This is a genomic window from Brenneria izadpanahii, from assembly GCF_017569925.1.
Lineage (GTDB): Bacteria > Pseudomonadota > Gammaproteobacteria > Enterobacterales > Enterobacteriaceae > Brenneria > Brenneria izadpanahii.
Map to the genome: position 1 here is coordinate 4,344,088 of NZ_CP050854.1, position 20,434 is coordinate 4,364,521.

15 protein-coding genes and 1 pseudogene are annotated in these 20,434 nt (G+C 56.6%); 11 read left to right on the forward strand and 5 right to left on the reverse strand.

Annotated features, from left to right (window positions below; translation table 11 throughout):
* Position 1: 1 nt before the first annotated feature.
* Both HC231_RS19375 and HC231_RS19380 read right to left on the reverse strand, forming a co-directional pair.
* Positions 2-880: a transporter substrate-binding domain-containing protein gene (locus tag HC231_RS19375; protein WP_208228337.1), complete on the reverse strand. Its 879-nt coding sequence runs from the start codon at positions 878-880 to the stop codon at positions 2-4.
* A 113-nt stretch (positions 881-993) separates the two neighbouring features.
* Entirely contained in the window at positions 994-1,752 is a 759-nt protein-coding gene (locus HC231_RS19380) for an amino acid ABC transporter ATP-binding protein (RefSeq protein WP_246494566.1), read from the reverse strand.
* 615 nt (positions 1,753-2,367) lie between these two features.
* Here HC231_RS19380 and HC231_RS19385 point away from each other — a divergent pair.
* The 3 genes from HC231_RS19385 to HC231_RS19395 all read left to right on the forward strand — a co-directional run bounded on the left by HC231_RS19385 (position 2,368) and on the right by HC231_RS19395 (position 5,650).
* Positions 2,368-3,360, forward strand: a complete 993-nt coding sequence (locus HC231_RS19385) for a phosphotransferase enzyme family protein (RefSeq protein WP_208228338.1) — start codon at positions 2,368-2,370, stop codon at positions 3,358-3,360.
* A 5-nt stretch (positions 3,361-3,365) separates the two neighbouring features.
* Positions 3,366-4,709, forward strand: a complete 1,344-nt coding sequence (locus HC231_RS19390) for an aspartate aminotransferase family protein (RefSeq protein WP_208231427.1) — start codon at positions 3,366-3,368, stop codon at positions 4,707-4,709.
* Positions 4,710-4,888: 179 nt separating this feature from the next.
* Positions 4,889-5,650, forward strand: coding sequence for a DeoR/GlpR family DNA-binding transcription regulator (locus tag HC231_RS19395; RefSeq protein WP_208228339.1), 762 nt, complete (start codon positions 4,889-4,891; stop codon positions 5,648-5,650).
* 45 nt (positions 5,651-5,695) lie between these two features.
* Here the strand turns inward: HC231_RS19395 and argH are convergent, their stop codons facing one another.
* Entirely contained in the window at positions 5,696-7,201 is a 1,506-nt protein-coding gene (argH, locus tag HC231_RS19400; protein WP_208228340.1) for an argininosuccinate lyase, read from the reverse strand.
* Between the two features lie 784 nt (positions 7,202-7,985).
* Here argH and HC231_RS19405 point away from each other — a divergent pair.
* From HC231_RS19405 to HC231_RS19425, 5 genes are all read left to right on the forward strand, one after another.
* Positions 7,986-9,641 carry a methyl-accepting chemotaxis protein gene (locus HC231_RS19405; protein ID WP_208228341.1) on the forward strand — a complete coding sequence of 552 codons (1,656 nt, stop codon included), beginning with the start codon at positions 7,986-7,988 and terminating at the stop codon, positions 9,639-9,641.
* Positions 9,642-9,911: 270 nt separating this feature from the next.
* Positions 9,912-11,039 (forward strand): L,D-transpeptidase family protein, encoded by a 1,128-nt coding sequence (locus HC231_RS19410; RefSeq protein WP_208228342.1) that lies wholly within the window; start codon positions 9,912-9,914, stop codon positions 11,037-11,039.
* A gap of 253 nt (positions 11,040-11,292) precedes the next feature.
* Positions 11,293-11,691, forward strand: a complete 399-nt coding sequence (locus HC231_RS19415; protein ID WP_246494570.1) for a MarR family winged helix-turn-helix transcriptional regulator — start codon at positions 11,293-11,295, stop codon at positions 11,689-11,691.
* Positions 11,688-12,803: an HlyD family secretion protein gene (locus HC231_RS19420; protein ID WP_208228344.1), complete on the forward strand. Its 1,116-nt coding sequence runs from the start codon at positions 11,688-11,690 to the stop codon at positions 12,801-12,803. The genes HC231_RS19415 and HC231_RS19420 overlap by 4 nt, the downstream gene beginning before the upstream one ends.
* Positions 12,790-14,037 carry a DHA2 family efflux MFS transporter permease subunit gene (locus HC231_RS19425; RefSeq protein WP_246494572.1) on the forward strand — a complete coding sequence of 416 codons (1,248 nt, stop codon included), beginning with the start codon at positions 12,790-12,792 and terminating at the stop codon, positions 14,035-14,037. Before HC231_RS19420 ends, HC231_RS19425 begins: the two co-directional genes overlap by 14 nt.
* On the opposite strand, the gene HC231_RS24180 is transcribed toward HC231_RS19425, so the two are convergent.
* Positions 14,034-14,168 carry a hypothetical protein gene (locus HC231_RS24180; protein ID WP_281397352.1) on the reverse strand — a complete coding sequence of 45 codons (135 nt, stop codon included), beginning with the start codon at positions 14,166-14,168 and terminating at the stop codon, positions 14,034-14,036. The genes HC231_RS19425 and HC231_RS24180 overlap by 4 nt on opposite strands.
* Here HC231_RS24180 and HC231_RS24055 point away from each other — a divergent pair.
* Entirely contained in the window at positions 14,168-14,392 is a 225-nt protein-coding gene (locus tag HC231_RS24055; RefSeq protein WP_246494574.1) for a hypothetical protein, read from the forward strand. The genes HC231_RS24180 and HC231_RS24055 overlap by 1 nt on opposite strands.
* Positions 14,393-14,533: 141 nt before the next feature.
* Here the strand turns inward: HC231_RS24055 and HC231_RS19430 are convergent, their stop codons facing one another.
* Positions 14,534-15,544, reverse strand: coding sequence for an AI-2E family transporter (locus tag HC231_RS19430; RefSeq protein ID WP_208228345.1), 1,011 nt, complete (start codon positions 15,542-15,544; stop codon positions 14,534-14,536).
* Positions 15,545-16,046: 502 nt separating this feature from the next.
* On the opposite strand from HC231_RS19430, the gene HC231_RS19435 reads away from it, so the two are divergent.
* Positions 16,047-16,322, forward strand: coding sequence for a hypothetical protein (locus HC231_RS19435; protein WP_208228346.1), 276 nt, complete (start codon positions 16,047-16,049; stop codon positions 16,320-16,322).
* Positions 16,323-16,325: 3 nt separating this feature from the next.
* Positions 16,326-20,323, forward strand: a pseudogene (locus HC231_RS19440) (RHS repeat-associated core domain-containing protein); the annotation flags it as partial.
* Positions 20,324-20,434 lie beyond the last annotated feature (111 nt).

Consider the following 20,434-nt stretch of genomic DNA (forward strand, 5'->3'; position numbering starts at 1 on the left):
GTTATTTCTGCGGCGGATCGGTCTCATAGGTGGCCACCATCAAATCTCTGACCACCGGCTCCTTGACATACTTATCCACTACCGGGCCGTAGAAATGCTGAGATTTCATGTCCGTTAAAATAACGTCAAGGTAGGCTTTCCACTCTTGTTCGCCTTTACGGATCCCGCCGCCGCCCCACTGCACGTCGTACTGTTCTTTCAGCGGCAACATGCGCAGATCGGGATTCGACGGCAGTAGGTTGATCAGCGAAGCGACATCGCCGGTATAGGCTTCCCCGCGTCCCTGACGCAGACTTTGCAGCGCATCCGAATTGGTATTCATGCGGATCAGCTCCGCTTTAGGCGCGTTAGTGGTCAGCCAGGTAATCTGGCTGCCGCCTTTCAGCGCAATGATTTTTTTATCAAGCACTTCGGCATTGGTTTGATAAGGGCTGTCTTTGGCGACCAGGAAGGTGCTGGAGCCCCAGAAATAAGGAACGGTAAAGTCGATCACCTTTTGCCGGGCGGGGAAAATCCCCAGCGTCGCCAACAGCAGATCCACTTTCTTCGCCATCAGCGTCGGAATACGATTTTCCGAGGTCACGCATTGCAGATCGACCTTATCCGGGCTGCCGAACGCGATCTGGGCGATATGGCGCGCCATATCGATTTCCACGCCGGTCGGCTTGCCGTCGCTGCCGAGAAAGCCCGCGGGGGGATAATCGCACTTCACGCCGACCCGCAGTTTCCCCTGATCCGCAATGTATTTAGGAAGAGGAGGCAGCGTGTCGGCACTGGCGGCCTGAATACCGCACAACATCCCCATGGCCGCGGCAGTGCACAGCCAAAGTAATTTTTTCGAAGACAGCGGACCGCCTTTGAATGGGTTAAATCGCTTCATCAAATAAACCCTCGCCTGGTGAAAAATTGCTGTTAATAAATATAGCTACCCTGCGCAGCGTCTTGCAGAAAAGCCTACGCATCGTTTAAAAAAATTTATTAAAATACAAATTGTTAGTGAAGAAGTTGATCGAAAAACGCCTGGGTGCGCGGCATGGCCGGACGCGTGAATATTTCGTCAGGGGTATTCACTTCGACGATCTCCCCCTGGTCCATAAACACCACCCGATCCGCCACGCGCTTGGCGAACCCCATCTCATGGGTCACGCACAGCATGGTCATCCCCGTTCCCGCCAACAGCAGCATGATTTCCAGCACTTCGTTGACCATTTCCGGATCCAGCGCCGAGGTGGGTTCGTCAAACAGCATGATTCTGGGTTGCATGCACAGCGCCCTGGCGATGGCGACGCGCTGTTGCTGCCCGCCCGACAGCTGACTGGGGTATTTGTCGGCGTGGCTGGCGATATGGACGCGCTCCAATTGCATCATGGCTACCTCGCGCGCCTCTTTGGCTTTCATTTTTTTTATCCAGACCAGCGCCAGGGTGCAGTTTTGCAATACGGTCAAATGGGGAAATAAATTGAACTGCTGGAATACCATCCCCACTTTACGTCTGACTTCGTGGGCCGATTTGGCGTTATCCGAAATCTCCATTCCATCGATGAATATTCGCCCCTGCTGGTATGGCTCAAGCAAATTAATCGTCCGCGTCATGGTTGACTTACCGGAACCGGAAGGGCCGCAGATCACGATCTTTTCGCCGGTATGAATATCAAGGCTGATGTTTTTCAGTACCTGCGTTTTGCCAAACCATTTGCTGATACTTTCCAAACGGATGATCAACGGCGAATTATGTTTCGGATATAACGACATACCACCTCTCTACATCAAAATAACCAGCTCGATTAACGAGTTGCCGAGGCTTAACTCATGACCATTCATTGCCGCCAAATAGGAATGACCGACATTCGAAATCCGACAGAGCCGCATAAGCCGATGTGGCAAGAAAACCATAATAATGTTGCACATTCAACATATTTTTTTAGAGAAAACCGGGCGATTTTTATGCACGGTTTTGGTGCTCGATTATTGTGCAGAGGTTTGATTTTATCATTTTAATTATTTGTTTTAATTAATATAAAGTTATAGCCAAGTTAGCCTGCTCTCATACATCCCTCCTCTTTAATCCCCCGCCTCATCCACAGCATTACTGTTTTATTTGCCACATTTTAGTGCATGATTATTTAGCCAAAACCACGGCAAGAGAGGCATAGCCAGAAGAGAACGCACAAATCATAATCTTATATTTATTATATTTTTCATTAAGTTATATAAGACACATCATTAAATCACGACAATCGCCATTTCATCGCTGACGCGGCAAAATCACATATGAAGTACTTATGGCATAAACCATCATTTTTAGTTGAAACTTAAACATTAAAATGTTGTACTCAGCAACATGTCATGTCATAGAGAGCCGTGAGCATGGTCTATCAAGAGGAATTTCTGCAACGATTGCAGTATCTGCTCGGCAAAGCGCTGCCACGCTGGGGATTGAGTACGAATTCTGAACTGAAGCTGCTGACTATTTCAGAAAACGCGACTTATCTGGTCACCGATCCTGACCGTCAACAGCGCCTGGTGATGCGCGTTCACCGTCCCGACTACACCACGCATGCGGAAATACGCTCGGAATTGGAGTGGATAAAAGCGCTGCGCCGGTCGGGCGCCGTGCCTACCGCCGCCCCCGTACCGATGGCGGATGGCGAACTGGTTGGCGTGATCCAGGATGGCGAGCACATCCGCCATGTCGTCGCGTTCGAATTCGTGCCGGGCAGAGAGCCTGAAACCTCCGACAATCTGGCAGGTTGGTATCAGGAGTTGGGCAAGATTACCGGACGCTTACACAGCCACAGCAAAGCATGGGAGAAACCATCCGGGTTCACCCGCAAAATCTGGAATTACGACACGATTCTGGGTGATCGAGCCTATTGGGGGGACTGGCGCAATGCGCAGGGACTGACGCCGGAAGGCCTGGAAATCCTCGAACGCGCCTCGGCGTTACTCAAAAAACAGATCGACGGCTTTGGCTCGGATCCGCAGCGATTCGGCTTAATACACTGCGATATGCGTCTGGCCAATCTGCTGGTGGACGAAGAGAAAATGACCGTCATCGATTTTGATGACTGCGGCATTTGCTGGTACGCCTATGACTTTGCCGCATCGGTAAGTTTTATGGAGCATGACCCGCGCATCGATTCATTTCTGAATGCCTGGCTTACCGGTTACCGCAGCGTCGCGCCTTTCTCTGAGGAAGAGGAACGGGCCATCCCGATGTTTCTGATGTTGCGGCGTATGCAGTTAACCGCCTGGATCGCCAGCCACGCCGAAACACCAACCGCGCAAAGCATGGGGACGGATTACACCCTGGGCACATTAGCGCTTGCTGAAAACTATCTGAGCCGACACAAGAAGTGAATATGATGAAAGGAACAAAACCGATCCTTGAATTAAACCGATTTGAAGTGAATGAGACGCAACCGCTGGATAGCCGTTTGGCCGGATTAATCAACCACCGTCACCAGACGCAGGGAAAATCTTCGGTTCTGTTTTACCAGCAACCTTTAGAGATGGTGCGCGCCAGCGGCGCGTGGATGTACGACGCCGCCGGGAAAGCCTATCTGGATATGTACAACAACGTGCCTTCCGTCGGCCACTGTCACCCGCGGGTAGTCAGCGCGATGAGCCAGCAGGCCGCCTTGCTCAACACTAACAGCCGCTATTTATACCCGATTCTGGATCGGTACGCCGAAGCCCTGCTCGCCACCTTTCCTCCCCGATTATCGAACGCGGTATTTACCTGTACCGGCAGCGAAAGCAACGATATTGCGCTGCGCATTGCCAAAACCAATACCGGCAAAAGCGGTTTTATCGTTACCGAAGGCGCCTATCACGGCAATACTTCCGCGGTAATGGAGGTATCGCCTTCCGCCTATCGCAACCACCGGGTGCCGTCCCATGTCCGCACCATACCCGCGCCGGATGCCTTTCATCTCGCGCCGGGCCAACAGGTGGCCGATGCGTTTGCCGCCCATGTGGCGGCGGCCATACGGGATCTCAATGAACAGGGGATCGGTTTTGCCGGCCTGTTGGTGGACACCATCTTCTCCAGCGACGGCGTCTTTGCCGAACCCGCCGGCTTTCTGCAAAAAGCGGTCGATCTGACGCATGAAGCCGGCGGGCTGTTCATCGCAGATGAGGTTCAACCGGGTTTCGGGCGCACAGGCGCAGGCTTTTGGTGCTTTGCCCGGCACCATATCGAGCCGGATATCGTCACGCTGGGAAAACCCATGGGCAACGGTTTTCCGATGTCTGCGGTCATCACCCGCCCCGAACTGCTGGAAAACTTTTGCCGGGAAACAGACTATTTCAACACCTTCGGCGGCAACCCGGTGGCGGCGGCAACCGGCATGGCGGTATTGCAGGTGATTGAAGAAGAACGCCTGATTGAAAATGCCGATCGATGCGGCGCTTACCTGCGGGCGGGATTAAAAGATCTGTCTGAACGATATCCGGTTATCGGCGATATCCGCGGCGCGGGGTTATTCAATGCGGTGGAATTTGTGCGCCCAGGGAGCCGCGATCCCAATACCGCGACCGCGACCTATGTGATTAATGCGCTGAAAGAAGAGTGTATATTGATTGGCGCGGCCGGGATATTCGGCAACAGCCTGAAAATCAGGCCGCCGCTGTGTTTCAGCCAACAAAATGCGGATTATTTCCTGGATAAGCTGGGAAAAGTCCTTGGCGATTGCGTCCAGCAGTAGTCCGTCGCCCGGCCTTACAGCGCATTGAACGCCGATAGCCTTTATAGTATTTTCTATCGCCGCTATGGCTATCACACCAGCTTCAATGGCGCGTTGGCGGCCTTACCCGCGCCGGAGAGCCGGCGGGTAAGGTTGCCATTGATAACAACCATGTTCCCTTTTCTCTGAGTAGTCATTTTATGTCGAAAGCCAAGCAGCTACGCCAGGCAAAAATACTGGCCGAAATAAATGAATCTTCCAGCCTGCGCATCGCTGAACTGGCCAAGCGTCATAAAGTATCGACGGAAACCATTCGTCGGGATCTTGATGAACTGACTAACAGCGGCCACCTAAACCGCACTTATGGCGGCGCGGTCAAAGCCGAAAGCAGCGAACCCTCGGTGACCGAACGCCACCGTTTATTTGTCGCGGAACGAGAACGGATCGCCAGGGAAACCGTTAATCATATAAAAACCGGCCGGATCTTTATGATTGGCTCCGGCGCCACGACGCTGCATGTTGCGCGCAGAATGGCTATCGATATGAAGAATGTTACCGTTATCACCCACTCTTTCGGCGTAGCGACCGTCTTATCTATCAATCCGTCGATCCGGGTGATCGTCATTCCCGGAGAGTATGAATCGACGGAAGGTTCCGTGGTCGGCGCGCTGGCGGTAAGTTTCCTCAACCAATATTTCGTGGATTACGCCATACTGGGCGCCAGCGGGATTTCAGCCGAAGGGCCAAGCGACGCGCTGATTGATTTCGGCGCGGTGTACGGCGCGATGGCGAACCGGGCGAGCGAAACGCTGATCGTCGCGGATCATTCCAAATTCGGCATGACCTACCCTTCGCGCTATACGTCGTGGCACCAGGTCGGCAAGCTGATTACCGACCAACAACCTCTCGACTCCCTGCGCGATGCTTTGCAGAAAAACCATGTGGACGTTTACATTACCTAAACGGCGGCAGCGGATAACGGGGCCGTCGCCAACCCCGTTCGCTCTTTACGCCGCCAGCGCATGTAAAGCCGACTCAAGTTCTACTCTGGCGCGTTCGCGTCTCGACTCCAGCCCGGCCAATTGCCGGCGGTCGTCGGCAAGCCGCCGTTGAGCGATGCCGAGAGATCCGCGCACGCGCTCCGGCGCCGCGCCGCCGAACGAAACCTTACCCAACACCGACTGAGCGGGATCCAACGCACGGGCGACGAAAACATCATCAACCTCCAGCGTACGCCCCAAAATAGCCAGCGTCGCCTGATTAAGCAGCGCGGCGTCTATTTCACTGGCGTTTTTCCCTGCATCCAGCGCTAAGCGGACCACCAGGCCGACAACATGGTGAGCCTCGCGGAATGAAAGCCCCTGATGTTTGACCAGCTCGTCAGCCAGCTCCGTAGCCGTACTGAAATTGCCGTAACAGCGCCGCAGCATGAGTTCCGGCCGAGGCTCCACGGTGGCGAGCACCTGTTTGAACAGTTGCAGATCCTGAGCCACTCTGACCAGCGACGGCCACACATCCGTTAGCCCTTCGCGGATAGCATCCAGAGAAACCGTAAAATTCGTGGAGCGAATAGCGCCCATCGCCCCCGTCAATGCGCCAAGAAGGCGCGCGGATTCGGCCCGCAAGAACTCCAGCGCAAAGGGGTTTTTCTTCTGCGGCATAATACTGGAGGTGCCGGCGACGCTGTCGGGGAAGCCGATAATGGAAAATTCATCGCTGGTAAACGTATGAAAATCCTGAACGACGCGGTTCCAGGTTACCGCCAACTGAGTAGACGCATACAACAGTTCGGTGGCGAAATCCCGAGACGCCACGGTATCAAGCCCGTTGCGGGTGACGTCATCAAAACCCAGCAGCTCCGCGGTACGGTTGCGATCGATGGCAAAGCTGCTGCCCGCCAGGGCGGCCGCGCCCAGACTCCCCTGGGTGATGCGCGGATAACATTCCGCCAGCCGCTGATAATCCCGGCCGAGCGATTCGGCGTAACCCGCGAGCAGATAACCGAAAGTAATCGGCTGAGCCGGCTGGAGATGGGTATAGCCCGGCATAACGACATCCGCGTAACGTTCCGCCTGCGCCAAACAAACATCGCGCACGTCGTTCAGCGCGGCCATGATAGTCAGCGCATAACGGGCCGCGCGTAAGCGATCCAGCGTTGCGCCGATATCATTGCGGCTGCGGGCGACGTGGAGAAAACCGGCTTCATGTACGCCGACTAAATGCCCCAGACGCAGTTCAAAAGCGAAATAGGCATCTTCCGTGCGGGAGTCAATGGTTGCGGGATCTTGCACGCCTTCCTCAGCCATGTTAATCAATGCGCCAGCCAGCAGCTTCGCCCTTTCATCTGTCATCAGGCCATTTTCTTGCAACATCACCAGATGCGCGGCGTTTACCGCCAGCATGTCGCGGAAATCAGCCGGATCGGTATTGTTCAGCAATGGCCGGTAGATAAATTGCTGGATTTCCTGAATAGGATCCTGCGCTAAACGTGCGCCTATTTTTTCTGTGGACATGACGAAAATTTCCTTTTGATAACCAGTGAGTACCCAGCGCAACGCAGTAAAAATAAAGCGTTTAAGCAAATGCGTTACCGCCTTCTGTAGGCTGTTATATTTATTATGTTGTCGGCTCCGCATCTTTGTCTTGACCCATACCCACGATTTTTTGACTTATAAAGACACGCCGTGCAATGCATGCGCTTATCGGCGACCGGACGCCGGCTTCGTCTCCCGTTTGCCGGGCCACGATCGCGGAACATGGAAAGACGGCCGCCGGGCGCATTTTCAGGATGATTAGAAAATCAGGCGACGGATATAGTATTAATATTATTCCTCACGCTACGTTCAGCGTTTTTAATAAAATGACGGCAATCCGTAAAATAAAACAATATATTCCCGCTTATTCTTCCGTTCTCCGCTATTTTTCTCTCCCGCGAAAAATGCCGGATATAACAATATTTCTTTAAATACGCTCAAATACTTTTAGTTGAATTAAAAAAATAAAAAAAGCAATAAAGTCCAGCCAAAACGTTCCGATAAATCATTACACAATTTACGTGCAAGACGTATGACAAATAATCAACCGGTAAGTATCCGTCATACATCAAGCCGCATAGACATTGGTTTTACTACGGCGAAAATTATTCATAACACATGAATAAAATCGGCTTATCTGTTTGTTTTTTTAGTTAAAAAAACGGAATTCAACTTAATAAATAAAAGGAATCCAATAAAAACAACTCATTATTTTAAACGGTTTTTAATAAAAAGTTAATTTTTTGAATTCATGGAGATACATATGAAATTAATAGACTGGCGGATAGGATATCGCCTGGGATTGGGATTTTCTTTTCTCATATTTATGGTGTTGGCCATCGGCGCTATCGCGATAATCAACCTTTCCGATTTTAATAAAAAGATCGATTCCATTGTCTCGGATACTTATCCCGTCACGGTGGAAGGCAATGCGCTGATCAGTACGATTAACGATGCGTTACTGGTCTATGAACAGCTGTTTATTTTTAATACGCCAGAAGAACTGGAGGCCGGTTTTACCACTATCCAAGGATATATCTCGAAAATAAGCCCATTATTAAAAAGCCTGCAAGAAGTCGCGAACGATAGCGAATCGCAGCGCATCATACAGGACATCACCCAGGTGCGGGGAGAATTCCTGACTACCAGCCAAAAATTTATGAAAATGATTAAGGCGAACGATCGCGAAGGCGCTATCCATGAATACCTGACGGTCACCCGTTATGTACAGGAGCGCTATAAAAGCAAAGTCGCCGAGTTTGTTGACTACCAGAACAGCAAGATGATCAAAGCCAGAGATTCCGTCACGCAAAGCTACCACAACGTGCTGATTTTTCTGGCCTCGTCCATTTTGCTAAGCATTATTCTGGGCGCCGCCATCGCCTGGCTGATCACCCGCAGCGTAACCCGTCCGTTGAAAGAAGCGCTAGAGGTGGCGGAAAACGTGGCGCTGGGCGATCTGACCATGCAGGCAAAAGCGTTTCATCGCGACGAAACCGGCCAACTGCTGGCCGCGCTGCACAAGATGAACGCCAACCTCAGACAAATCGTCACTCAGGTACGCGACGGCGCGGAAGCCATCACCACCGCGGCCACCCAGATTGCCGCGGGCAACCAGGATCTCTCCTCCCGAACCGAAGAACAGGCCAGCTCGCTGGAAGAAACCGCCGCCTCGATGGAACAGCTTACGTCGACCATCAAAAATACCACCGACAATACGTTCCAGGCGACGGAGTTATCCGCCGGCGCCTCCCTCACGGTGGAGAAAAGCGGAGAGATGATGACCGCCGTCACACGGGAAATGCGGGAAATCAGCGATTCGTCGCAACGCATGTCGGACATCATCAACGTGATCGACAGCATCGCCTTCCAAACCAATATCCTGGCGCTGAACGCGGCGGTGGAAGCGGCGCGCGCCGGAGAACAAGGGCGCGGTTTCGCCGTCGTGGCCAGCGAAGTGCGCTCTTTGGCGCAGCGTAGCGCCACATCGGCGAAAGAGATCAAAGAATTGATCGCCGCCGCCGCGCAGAAAATCCAAAGCGGCATGACGCTGGTGGATGACACCAGCACCACTATGACGTCGCTGGTTTCGGATGTACAAAGCGTCAACAACATTATCGGCGAAATCGCCCAGGCCAGCAGGGAACAAAGCGATGGCGTCAATCAGATCAATATCGCCATCGGGCAGATCGACACCACCACCCAGCAGAACGCGGCGCTGGTGGAAGAATCCGCCACGGCGGCGCGCTCGATGCAGGATCAGGCCTACTCGCTGATGCAGATGGTCAGCGTCTTCAAGCTCGGCGCGACGACAACCTGGCGGAATAACGCGGCCAAGGCGCTGCCGGCGGCGAAAAACGACGCCGGTTCCGACAAGCAACCAACTGGCGAGATACAGGAAGGATGGGCGTCATTTTAAACGGCGACGCCAGCCGCCGGCGTCAGACGCGCCTTAACTGGCGCCGGCGATCCCAGGTAAAGGCGATGGCGCGGACGATCGCCTTTATCCTGCCCGCCAGCGGCGGATCCGCGCTCATGGCGGATCGTCAAAAAAAAGAATGATTAGTTACATAAGCTATTTCCCTCTAAGGCCATTCTGAACATATAATGCGCATCCGGTCCATTGACCCAGAACAAACCAGGTTCATCTTTTCTGGTATGGCATTTACCACTCGATAAAGATATGAAAATGAGTATTCGCGCAATCCTAACTCTGGTTGTGGCTGCTGTATTCAGCCAGGCCGCCTTTGCTGTTGTTTACCCTCTGCCTGCGGCCAATAGCCGTCTGGTAGGCGAAAATCTGGAATTTACGATTCCGTCGGACAGTACGCTGCCGTTGGAACACTTTGCCGCCCAGTTCCAGATGGGGCTGAGCAATATGATGGAAGCCAACCCTGGCGTCGACGCCTATCTGCCTACGCCGGGCAGCACGCTGGTCATTCCCCACCAGTTGATTCTGCCGAACACGCCGCGTGAAGGCATCGTAATCAACAGCGCCGAAATGCGTCTGTATTACTATCCGAAAGGCACCAAAACCGTGGTGGTATTGCCCATCGGTATCGGCGAGTTAGGTAAAGATACGCCGGTTAACTGGGTTACTTCCGTGCAGCGTAAGAAAGCCGGCCCGACCTGGACGCCGACCGCCGCGATGCACGCCGAATACGCCGCCCGCGGTGAAACATTACCGAAAGTATTCCCGGCGGGACCGGATAACCCGATGGGGCTTTATGCTTTGTATATCGGCCGCCTGTACGCCATTCACGGCACCAACGCCAATTTCGGCATCGGTCTGCGCGTTAGCCACGGCTGCGTGCGTCTGCGGGCTGACGATATTAAATATCTGTTCGACCACGTGCCGGTCGGCACTCGCGTACAGTTTATCAACGAGCCGATAAAAGCGACGGTCGAACCGGACGGTTCCCGCTATGTGGAAGTGCATCACCCGCTGTCGCGCACCATAGAAGAATTTAACTCCGACGCCCCGGCGCCGCTTACCATTAGCGCCAGCGTAAGTAAAGTGATCGCCGATGCCAGCACCAATCAAAGCGAGCTTGATAAAGCGCTTCAGGCGCGTTCCGGCATCCCGACCAAAATCAACGGCCTGAGCGAAGAGGAAGCGCCTCTGGCGGCTCCGGTTGAATCCGCCGATGCGCCTGCGGTTACGCCGGAGGCACAGCAGCAAGATGATGCGGCCCAGCATAGCCCGGAGCAAGACAACGCGCTTCAGGACAGCCAGGATAACCCGAACCCGGCGCAAGAAAGCGCCGAGCCGGAGACGGATAGCGCCGAACCGGAATCCAGCGCCAACCATTCTTGATTATGCCCCCATCCAGCCTCCTCCCCCTTGCCGGGGGGAGGATCTAATCGATTAAAATACTGGACGCACTCCCTGCGCAGGAAGACGATCTGCGTCATCCGCGCGATTAGATCATTTCGATAACAATATCAGTTGACACGTCATTAGTTACATTGATAATAAATGACATGTCATTTAACTGATTATTTGTCCCTATTATGTCTATACCAGAATCCTCCCCCACCGCCGCTTCGGGCTCCTGATGGGGCACACCATGCGCCTGTGGCGCCGCGTTATCGATAGAGAATTACAGCCTTACGGACTGACGCAGGCCACCTGGCTTCCCCTGTTGTATATCTCCCGTTCATCAACTCCGATGAATCAAAAAGAACTGGCGGAATCCATCGGCTTTGAAGCCTCTGCGGTCGTCCGCCTGCTGGATAACCTGCAAAAGCAAGGGCTGATCGAGCGCCGCGAAGGAACCGACCGCCGCATCAAGGAGATCCACCTCACCGCCCAGGGCGTTGAACAGGTCAAAGACGTTGAAAACATCGCCAACCAGGTGCGAATCAAAGCATTAAACGGCCTCAGCGACGAGCAGGTTGCACTGGTGAATCAGGCCGTGGAACAAGTTATCGCCAACTTATCCGCCATTGAACGGAGCGATGCATGAGCAGCAGGTTTTTCCGTTCATTTCATCATTTGAACCGGCGCCACAAGATCATGCTGCTATCCGGCGTATTGATCCTGATGCTTATGTTGATCTGGGCCGCCTTATGGCTGCACAAACGCATGACGCATATTAATGAGAGCGATGCGCGCATCGTCGGCGAAGTGATCTCCCTCGCCAGCCGGGAAAGCGGATGGCTAACCGCGCGCCCGGTGATCGATGGCGATGAGATCAAAAAAGATCAGATCCTGGCGCAGATCGACGATCGGGACGCCAAACTGCGGCTGGCGGCGCTGGAAGGCAGCCTGGCCGCCGCGGACGCCCAGGTCAACTACAGTCAGGCGCAGCGGCAAACGCTGGATCTGACCACGAAGGCAGAGCTGGAAGAGGCGCAGGCGCAGCTTGCGTCGGCCGAATCCGCGCTATCCAACGCGGGCTATCAGCTTACGCTGGCGCAGAACAATTTCAAACGGGACGACCAACTGGTCAAAACCGGTCTGACCCCGAAAAAAACCTGGGATGAATCTCACGCGCTCTTGCTGCAACGCCAAAGCGAACAGCAGGAAGCGCAAGCGCAGCGGACATCCCAACAGGCGGCGCTCGCCAATGCCCAGGCGCAGCGCAACAACCTGACGGTACTGGATCGGCAAATCGAGATGCAGCGTCAGCAGCGGATCGCTTTGCAGGCTCAGGTGGATCAGTTGAAACAGGAGATTGCCGATAGAGCGCTGCGATCTCCGGTGGACGGCGTGGTGGATCGGACGATCGGCGACGTCGGCGATTACATTCAGGAAGGTCAGTGGATCATGATGGTACACGATCCCCGGAATCTATGGGTTGAGGCCAATATCAAAGAAACCGCTATCGAGCATGTGCAAGTAGGGCAAAAAGTCGACATTACGGTGGATGCCTATCCGGGCGCTGCGTTTCACGGCCATGTCATGCGAGTCGGCAATGCCGCGACCAATCAGTTCGCCCTGCTGCCCAGTCCTAACCCGTCCGGTAATTTTACCAAAATCACCCAGCGGGTGCCGGTGCGTATCGCGCTCGATCGGCCGGACACGCGTCTGAAACCCGGTTTAATGGCGGAAGTGAACATCAATGTCGCCAATTGAAGCTCAGGCGGCGCGCTTTGGCGATTCGTACCGCTGGATGGCGACGGCCACCATTATGCTGGGCACGATCGCCACAACCGCCACCGCCACTATTGTGAATGTCGCCATGCACGACATCATGGGGGCATTCGGCATGGGACAAGATCAGGTGCAGTGGCTCTCCACCGCTTTTCTGGCCTCCATGACCGCCACCATGCTGGCGACGGCCTGGGCGCTGGAGCGTTTTGGCTACCGTAACACCTTTGTCGGATCGCTGGTGATCTTTGTGATTGGCAGCGTGCTGGGCGCCGTCAGCCAGAACGGCGCCGAAGTCATTTTCGCCCGTATTCTGCAAGGCAGCGCGTCCGGCATTATTCAACCCCTGGCGATGGTGGTGATCTCGCAGGTGTTTCCGCCCTCGCAGCGCGGAAAGGCGATGGGGATTTACGGCGTCGGCATTGTGCTGGCGCCCGCGCTCGGCCCGACGGCAGGCGGCATGATGGTTGACCAACTGGACTGGCGCGCCGTCTTTATGGTGGTAGTGCCCTTCTGCCTGGCGGGCATCGCCGCAGCGATGTTTATCTTACCCGGCAAACAGCAGCGAACGGACGCACCGAAGCATCAGTTTGACGGTATCGGCTTCACACTGCTGGTGATCGCGTTGGTCACATTGCTCAGCGGGCTATCCAACGGCCAGCGGGAAGGATGGGATTCGTTTCTGATTATTGGTTTGTTGACCTGTTCGCTGCTTACCGGCATCGCCTTTATTTTCTACGAGCTTATCACCCCGCACCCTTTATTGAGCCTGCGGGTATTTTCTAACCGGGCGTTCAGCGCGGGTTGTATTGTGGCTTTCGCCCTCGGCGCCGGTATTTATGCCTCGACCTACATCATTCCCCTGTTTGTTCAGACTATTCAAGGATATACCCCAACGCGTTCCGGGCTGCTGTTGATGCCCGCCGGCCTGGCGCTGGGGCTGGTGTTTCCAATCGCCGGCAATATCAGCGACCGCATGACGCCGTATATCCCCATCATCATCGGGCTGGCGCTGTTTGGCCTGTCCTGCTGGCTCTCCAGCGCAGCCGATACCGACACGCCATTCTGGACCATGGCCTGGTGGATCGTACTGGGGCGTATCGGCCTCGGCCTGATGCTGCCGGCCCTGAATGCCGGCGCGTTGCGCGCCCTGCCCCCGGAAACGCTGGCGCAGGGCGCGGGCAGTCTGAACTTCATCCGCCAGTTGGGGGCGCGTTAGGGGTGAACCTGCTTTCGATCTTTATTGAACGCCGCGGCACGTTCCACGGTGAGATCCTGGCGGAATCGCTGACCCGCGATAATGCCGTCAGTACCGATATCATCCGCCAGCTCAGCGGATTTTACGCCCATTGGGGAATCCCTTCGGCGAACCGCTCAGCGCCAGCGTCAACCCCGGCGTGATGACGTTTATCGAACAGGTGCTGACGCCCAAAGCGCAAATGTTCGCCTATCAGGATGGCTTTTACATGGTTGCGATGTGCTTCTTCGCCGCCATCATTCCGGCGCTATTTATTCGCCGCAGCGTCTCAACGCTGACGACGCTCCCGGAAAGCAAGGTGAATGCGGCGCGATAACGGCTGGCGTTTAGCGGGCGGGACAACACGGCGCTGAAAAGCGCTAAGGCGGACACGGCGATCGTGTAATACCACAATCCATTGTTATGAAAGGGAAAACATCGGCAGATAATCGCATTTATTATCTGCCGGACTCTATGGCTAAATCAGCCCCGCCTCTTTCAGCTCACTCTTCAGATAAGCGTAATAAATCGGCGCGGCGATCACGCCGGACAGGCCAAACGCCGCCTCGAACACCAGCATCGCCAGCAGAATTTCCCAGGCATGGGCTTTGATCCTGGTGCCGACAATCTGCGCGTTCAGAAAATACTCCAGCTTGTGAATCAGCATCAGATACACCAGCGCGACTATCGCTGTCGGCAAGGAGATGGATAAGGCGGAGATAAAGACGATGGAATTGGAAATCAAATTGCCAATCACCGGCAGTAAGCCGAAAACGAACGTCAGCACCACCAGCGTTTTAGAGAATGGCAGATGGATGCCGAAACAGGGGAACGCGCCGAGGATAAAAATGGCGGATAGCACGGTATTCACCGCAGAGATTTTCACCTGAGCAAAAACAATGTTGCGAAACGATGCCGACAACAGCGCAACCCGACGCAGTAACTCGGCCTTCAGCATCGGTTTTTCACCGTTATTTTCCACATTATAGAGAGAGACTATCGCGCCCAGCACCATCCCGATCAGCATGGTGACGAAACCGTGCAGAAAACTTTTCCCCATGTTCTGCAGGATAACAATATGCTGCTGTACCCACTGTAAAAATTCATGTTGCAGCTCTTCCACGCTGACCGGCAGATATCCCGGCAAATAGACCATCAGCTCCTGCTGGATGTCGTTGAGGATGTAAGCAATCCGGGTGTTGAATGCCGCCGTGTCTTTCATTTCCTGCATCAGCAGCCCTACCAGGCTACCGAAAAGCAGGCTCAGCAGGCTGACCACCAGCGTACTGATGATCGCCACCACCATCCAGCGGGCGCGCTTGCCGCTAATCACTTTTTGGAAATAAGGCGTCAGCAGATTAACGATTTCATAAACAAGAAAACCGGCGATAAAACAAGCTAACAGACGCAGGGGCAACAGCAGCAACAAGCCCCCCATAATAAAGAAAAAGCTCAAAAACCGGGCTTGTTTCAGATTCAGTAACTGCATGATGACGTCCTGTATACGTAAAGCTGATGCTAAATGTAAAATGCAAAGATACCCCTATGGATTTCAGGATGAAGGGTATGAACAGATGGCGCGGTTATGGCCGCGAACCGACTTTATGAACGTTATTCTTAGCGTTTTATCACGGAAACGCCAGCGGGTTTTCTCGTTGGCTGATATCGCTCTCCTGATGCAGCGGCGCGCTGGCCGTTTCGCCGTGTTTTCCCCATCCGTACGGTGAATATCCCTGTAAGTTGTAAAAAATCGTGTTTATCTCTTTATATTTTACTTGCTGATATTAAATATAAATTCAGTATGTAAGCCATTCACCCCATGGCTTAAGAAATTATGATGAGGTGGAGGCCCCCGCGAATGCGCCGCTGGCGCGGTTCCTGCGATATCCGCCTACTATTTGGCTAATCAAGACTATTCCTATTGCACCTGTGGCGAATGTGACAGAAAAAAGCAGTCTCTTCAGGAATAATGCTGCAAAGGATATTGTGCCGTGACTATCAATTCATCACCGTCTGTCGTCTGTATTTTCAGCAAAGGGCTGATACCTCTCCCCGCAGGCTACCGCAACGACACCGTCCGTGTTTTCGTCTCGCCGTGTAAAAAACCGTTGGATTTCAATCTATCCTGCGCCCCCGATCGGGTGCCGGGCAAACCGGTGTTGCTGCTGTTTACCTTCTCCGCCCTGCGGCCCTTCAACGACGACGATGCGGTGCGTTGGGAAAACTTTAAATCCAGTCTGGCGCTGAACGACCATCAGGATGATTAAGACATGAGTGATAACTACGCGGCCCGCCAGGACGACGCCATTATCCATTCCAGTATTTTTGCCGATATCACCAGTCTTGTCGCCGAAGGGGTTGTCTACGCGGCTATCGGCACCATCGTCGCCGCCTCCATCACCGCCGCCGCCCCCCTGCTCGCCGCCGCAGGGGCCGGCGCCGCGGCCGCCGGCGTTGCCGCCGTGGGCTCCAGCTGTGTGCTGACCGGGATTATCGGCGGCGCCCTGGCCAACGCCGCCGGCATCACCGATGACATCAGCAACGTGGCCGACAACCTCGGCAACGCCCTGTTCCCCCCTCCCCGGCCGGCCTGATTACCTCCGGGGCCTCGGACGTCCTCACCAACGGCAAACCCGCCGCCCGCGCCGCCGGCACGCTCAGCACCGCCGAGACGCCGCCCCCCGAGCCCCAGTCGCCGACCAGCTTCGCCGACTACGGCGGCATGCTGCTGGCCGCCGCCGGCCAGTTCGGCAGCGAGATGTGGCAACCCTCCGTCGCCGCCGCCGCTTCCGGCACCTCCCCGCTGGAAAAAGACACCGTCGCCTGCCAGAAACACAGCGGCCCGCAATATCTGGCCGAAGGCTCCAAAAGCGTCTTTATCAACGGCCAGCCCGCCGTCCGCGCCGGGGACCGCACCACCTGCGAAGCCACCGTCTCGAGCAGCGTCTCGCCCGATGTCATTATCGGCGGCGAGCCCCTTGTCGTGCGCGATATCAAAAGCGGCAAAACGCCCGGCCTGGCCGTGGCGATGATTGCGCTCTCCCTCATTCGCGGCCGCCCCGGCAAAGTTCTCAAGAACATGCCCTGTGCGCTGGCCGCCGCCGGCGGCGGGATGCTGGCCGATATGGCCATCAATGCGCTCTTCGCCTCCCCGCACCCCGTCCATGCCGCCACCGGCGTGAAGGTGCTCAATGACGAGCACGAACTCGATTTCTCCCTGCCGGGGCATTTCCCGCTGTACTGGCAGCGCAGCTATAACAGCCTGACCACGCGGGAAGGCCTGTTCGGCCTGGGCTGGGCCACCGCCTTCGACAGCTATCTGCGGCTGGAGGACGGCGAGGTCATGTTCTTTGACGACACGGGGCGCGAGCTGCGTTTTGCCCTGCCCCCCGTCGACCAGCCGCTCTACAGCATCAGCGAAGGCCTTATCGTTCGCCGCAACGAAAACGGCGACGTCGCCATCGCCGATGACGACGGCGCGGTATGGCGGCTGTTCAAACCCACCCGGGCCAACCCGTCGCTGTTGCGGCTGGCCTCGCTCAGCGATGAATACGGCAATGCGCTGGAAACCGGCTGGGACGAACAGGGCCGCCTGGTGCGTATTCACGACGCCCCCTGCGCCATCGACCTCACGCTGGCTTATGACGACGCGCGCTTTCCGTCACGCGTTACGGCGGCCAGCCATTTTGACGGCCGCCGCCGCTGGCCGCTGGCCGCCTACCGCTACGACGACCGCGGCCAACTGGCCGCCGTCATCGACGCCGCCGGCGTCGTCACCCGCGAGTACCGCTACAACGATGACGGCCTGATGGTCTGGCACCGGCTGCCGGGCGGCCTGGAGAACGCGTACCGCTGGCGGATGTTCGACCACTGGCGCGTGGTGGAAAGCCGCACCAGCACCGGCGACGGCTGCCGTATCGACTACGACCTCGACGCCGGGCTGACCACCGTCACCCAGTACGACAACCAGATACGCCGGCACTACTGGAGCCCACAGGGGCTTATCACCCGGTTTGTCGATGAGCGCGGCGAAGTCTGGCGCTTTGAGTGGAACGACAACGAACAGCTCACCCGCCGTATCGACCCGCTCGGCAACGCCGTCACGTTCGCCTATGACGACCAGGGCAACCGGGTGCGGGAAATTGACGCCGACGGCAACGTCCGCGCCACCCAGTGGCTGGCGCACCGCGCCATTCCGGCCTCGGTCACCGAACCGGACGGCGCCGTCACCCGCTTTTACTACGACGAGCACCTCGGCCTGACGCAGGTGGTGGATGCGCTGGGCCAGTCGACCCGGTACCGCCGCAACGAACAGGGCCAGGTGGTCGAGGAGCTGGATGCAGCCGGCAACCTCCGCCGTCAGGAATACAACGACGCCGGGCAGGTTATCCGCGCCACCGACTGTTCGGGGCGCACCACCCGTTATCGCTATCACCCGCTGGGGTGGCTGGAAGCCGAGGTCACGCCGGACGGCGAGGAGACCGTCTACCACTACGACGCGGCCGGCCGCCCGGTCCAGATGGAGCGGCCGGAAGGCTGGCGCGAGCGCCTCGTCTGGAACGCGCACGGCCTGCCGCAGACCCATGAGGGCGCCGACGGCAAGCGTAACGCGTTTTTCTACGACAAGGCCGGACGCCTGGTGGCCACCCGCAATGCGCAGGGCGAGGAAGTCCGCCGCGACTGGGACGCCCGCGGCAGACTGACCGCGCTGCACAATGAAAACGGCGAAGCCTACCGGTTCCGCTGGGGCGCGGACTCGCTGCTGCGCCAGGAAACGGGCCTGGACGGCACGGTCACGCGTTACGATTACGACGCCTGCGGCCGCATGACGTCCCGCACCTTTGCCGCCGGCCACCCCGAGGCCATCACCCATGCCTTCGCCTATGGCGCCGGCGGACAACTGCTCGCCCGCACCACGCCGGAAGGACAGACGCGCTATCACTACGCCCCGTCGGGGCGGCTCGCCCGCGTCGCGCGCCATCCCGCGCTGGGCGAGAACGCCTGGAGCCGCGAAGCCGAACAGGCTCTGACGTTCGACTACGACGCCCTCGGCCGGCTGGTCGGCGAACAGGGCGAGCACGGCGCGCTGGCATGGACCTACGACCCGCTCGGCAACCGCACCAGCGTGCAACTGCCCGACGGCCGAAAACTGAAGCATTTTTACTACGGCAGCGGCCATCTGCTCAGCATCGCCCTCGACCGCCTGCCGGTCACCGATTTTACCCGCGACCCGCTGCACCGCGAAATCAGCCGTACGCAGGGCGCGCTCACCAGCCGCAGCGAGTACGACCGCCTCGGCCGTCTCCACCGCCGCGACGTCTTCACCGGCGAGGCACAGCGCCCTGCCCCGAGCCGCTGGTCCCGACGCTGGGACTATGACTACCGCAACAACCTGGTGCGCGAGGAGCGCGACGACGACCTGTTCAACGCCACGCGCTGGCAGTACGACCGCGCCGGACGCCTGCTGCTCCAGGACGGCGACCTGCCCGGCCGCGAGCTGTGGCGCTGGGACAACGCCGGCAATCCGCTCGACGCTGCCGACGCCCTTCCCCCTGTCCATAACCGCGTCACGCAGTTGAACGGCATCCGCTGGCGTTATGACGTCCACGGCCGCACCGTCGAAAAGGACAACGGCCACACCCGCTGGCAGTACCGCTACGATACCGAACACCGTCTGACCGACGTGGTCAGCCTGCCCCGCCGCCACAATGCGCCGCAGGTTCACGTCAGCTTCCGCTATGACCCGCTGGGGCGGCGCATCAGCAAGACCCGCCGGCAGACGCTGAACGGGGAGCCGCAGGGGAAAACCGTCACCACCCGTTTTATCTGGGAGGGCTTCCGGCTGTTGCAGGAAATCCGGGACGGCCTGCCGCTGACGTATGTGTACGCCGACCCGGACAGCTACGAGCCGCTGGCGCGCATCGACGGCGTCGCCGCCCCCGAAATCTTCTGGTTCCACTGCCAGCCCAACGGCACGCCGGAGCGGCTGACGGACGCCGAAGGGCGGCTGCGCTGGGAAGGCCGCAACGGCGCCTGGGGCAAACTGCTGCACGAAAGTCCGCAGCCCGACCCGGTTGCCGCCCAGAACCTGCGCATGCAGGGCCAGTATCTCGACAGGGAAACCGGGCTGCACTACAATTTGTTTCGTTACTACGACCCGGACTGCGGACGGTTTACCCAGCCGGACCCGATAGGGATAGCGGGGGGAGAGAACCTGTATGCTTATGCGCCGAATCCTATTAATTGGATCGACCCGTTAGGGTTGAAATGTACTCATTCAGCTAAGAATCCAAAACAGGCTCATGCTGCCATTAAAGATAAATGGGGTCACAGTATGACGAAAAGAGACATGCGCGAACTTCAAAATACCGTAGATAGA

What these genes read in the sequence shown, in the direction of transcription:
- HC231_RS19375 (WP_208228337.1), bottom strand. Translation starts at nt 880, where the DNA reads ATGAAGCGATTTAACCCATTCAAAGGCGGTCCGCTGTCTTCGAAAAAA.
- HC231_RS19380 (WP_246494566.1), bottom strand. Translation starts at nt 1,752, where the DNA reads ATGTCGTTATATCCGAAACATAATTCGCCGTTGATCATCCGTTTGGAA.
- HC231_RS19385 (WP_208228338.1), top strand. Translation starts at nt 2,368, where the DNA reads ATGGTCTATCAAGAGGAATTTCTGCAACGATTGCAGTATCTGCTCGGC.
- HC231_RS19390 (WP_208231427.1), top strand. Translation starts at nt 3,366, where the DNA reads ATGAAAGGAACAAAACCGATCCTTGAATTAAACCGATTTGAAGTGAAT.
- HC231_RS19395 (WP_208228339.1), top strand. Translation starts at nt 4,889, where the DNA reads ATGTCGAAAGCCAAGCAGCTACGCCAGGCAAAAATACTGGCCGAAATA.
- argH (WP_208228340.1), bottom strand. Translation starts at nt 7,201, where the DNA reads ATGTCCACAGAAAAAATAGGCGCACGTTTAGCGCAGGATCCTATTCAG.
- HC231_RS19405 (WP_208228341.1), top strand. Translation starts at nt 7,986, where the DNA reads ATGAAATTAATAGACTGGCGGATAGGATATCGCCTGGGATTGGGATTT.
- HC231_RS19410 (WP_208228342.1), top strand. Translation starts at nt 9,912, where the DNA reads ATGAGTATTCGCGCAATCCTAACTCTGGTTGTGGCTGCTGTATTCAGC.
- HC231_RS19415 (WP_246494570.1), top strand. Translation starts at nt 11,293, where the DNA reads ATGCGCCTGTGGCGCCGCGTTATCGATAGAGAATTACAGCCTTACGGA.
- HC231_RS19420 (WP_208228344.1), top strand. Translation starts at nt 11,688, where the DNA reads ATGAGCAGCAGGTTTTTCCGTTCATTTCATCATTTGAACCGGCGCCAC.
- HC231_RS19425 (WP_246494572.1), top strand. Translation starts at nt 12,790, where the DNA reads ATGTCGCCAATTGAAGCTCAGGCGGCGCGCTTTGGCGATTCGTACCGC.
- HC231_RS24180 (WP_281397352.1), bottom strand. Translation starts at nt 14,168, where the DNA reads ATGGGCGTAAAATCCGCTGAGCTGGCGGATGATATCGGTACTGACGGC.
- HC231_RS19430 (WP_208228345.1), bottom strand. Translation starts at nt 15,544, where the DNA reads ATGCAGTTACTGAATCTGAAACAAGCCCGGTTTTTGAGCTTTTTCTTT.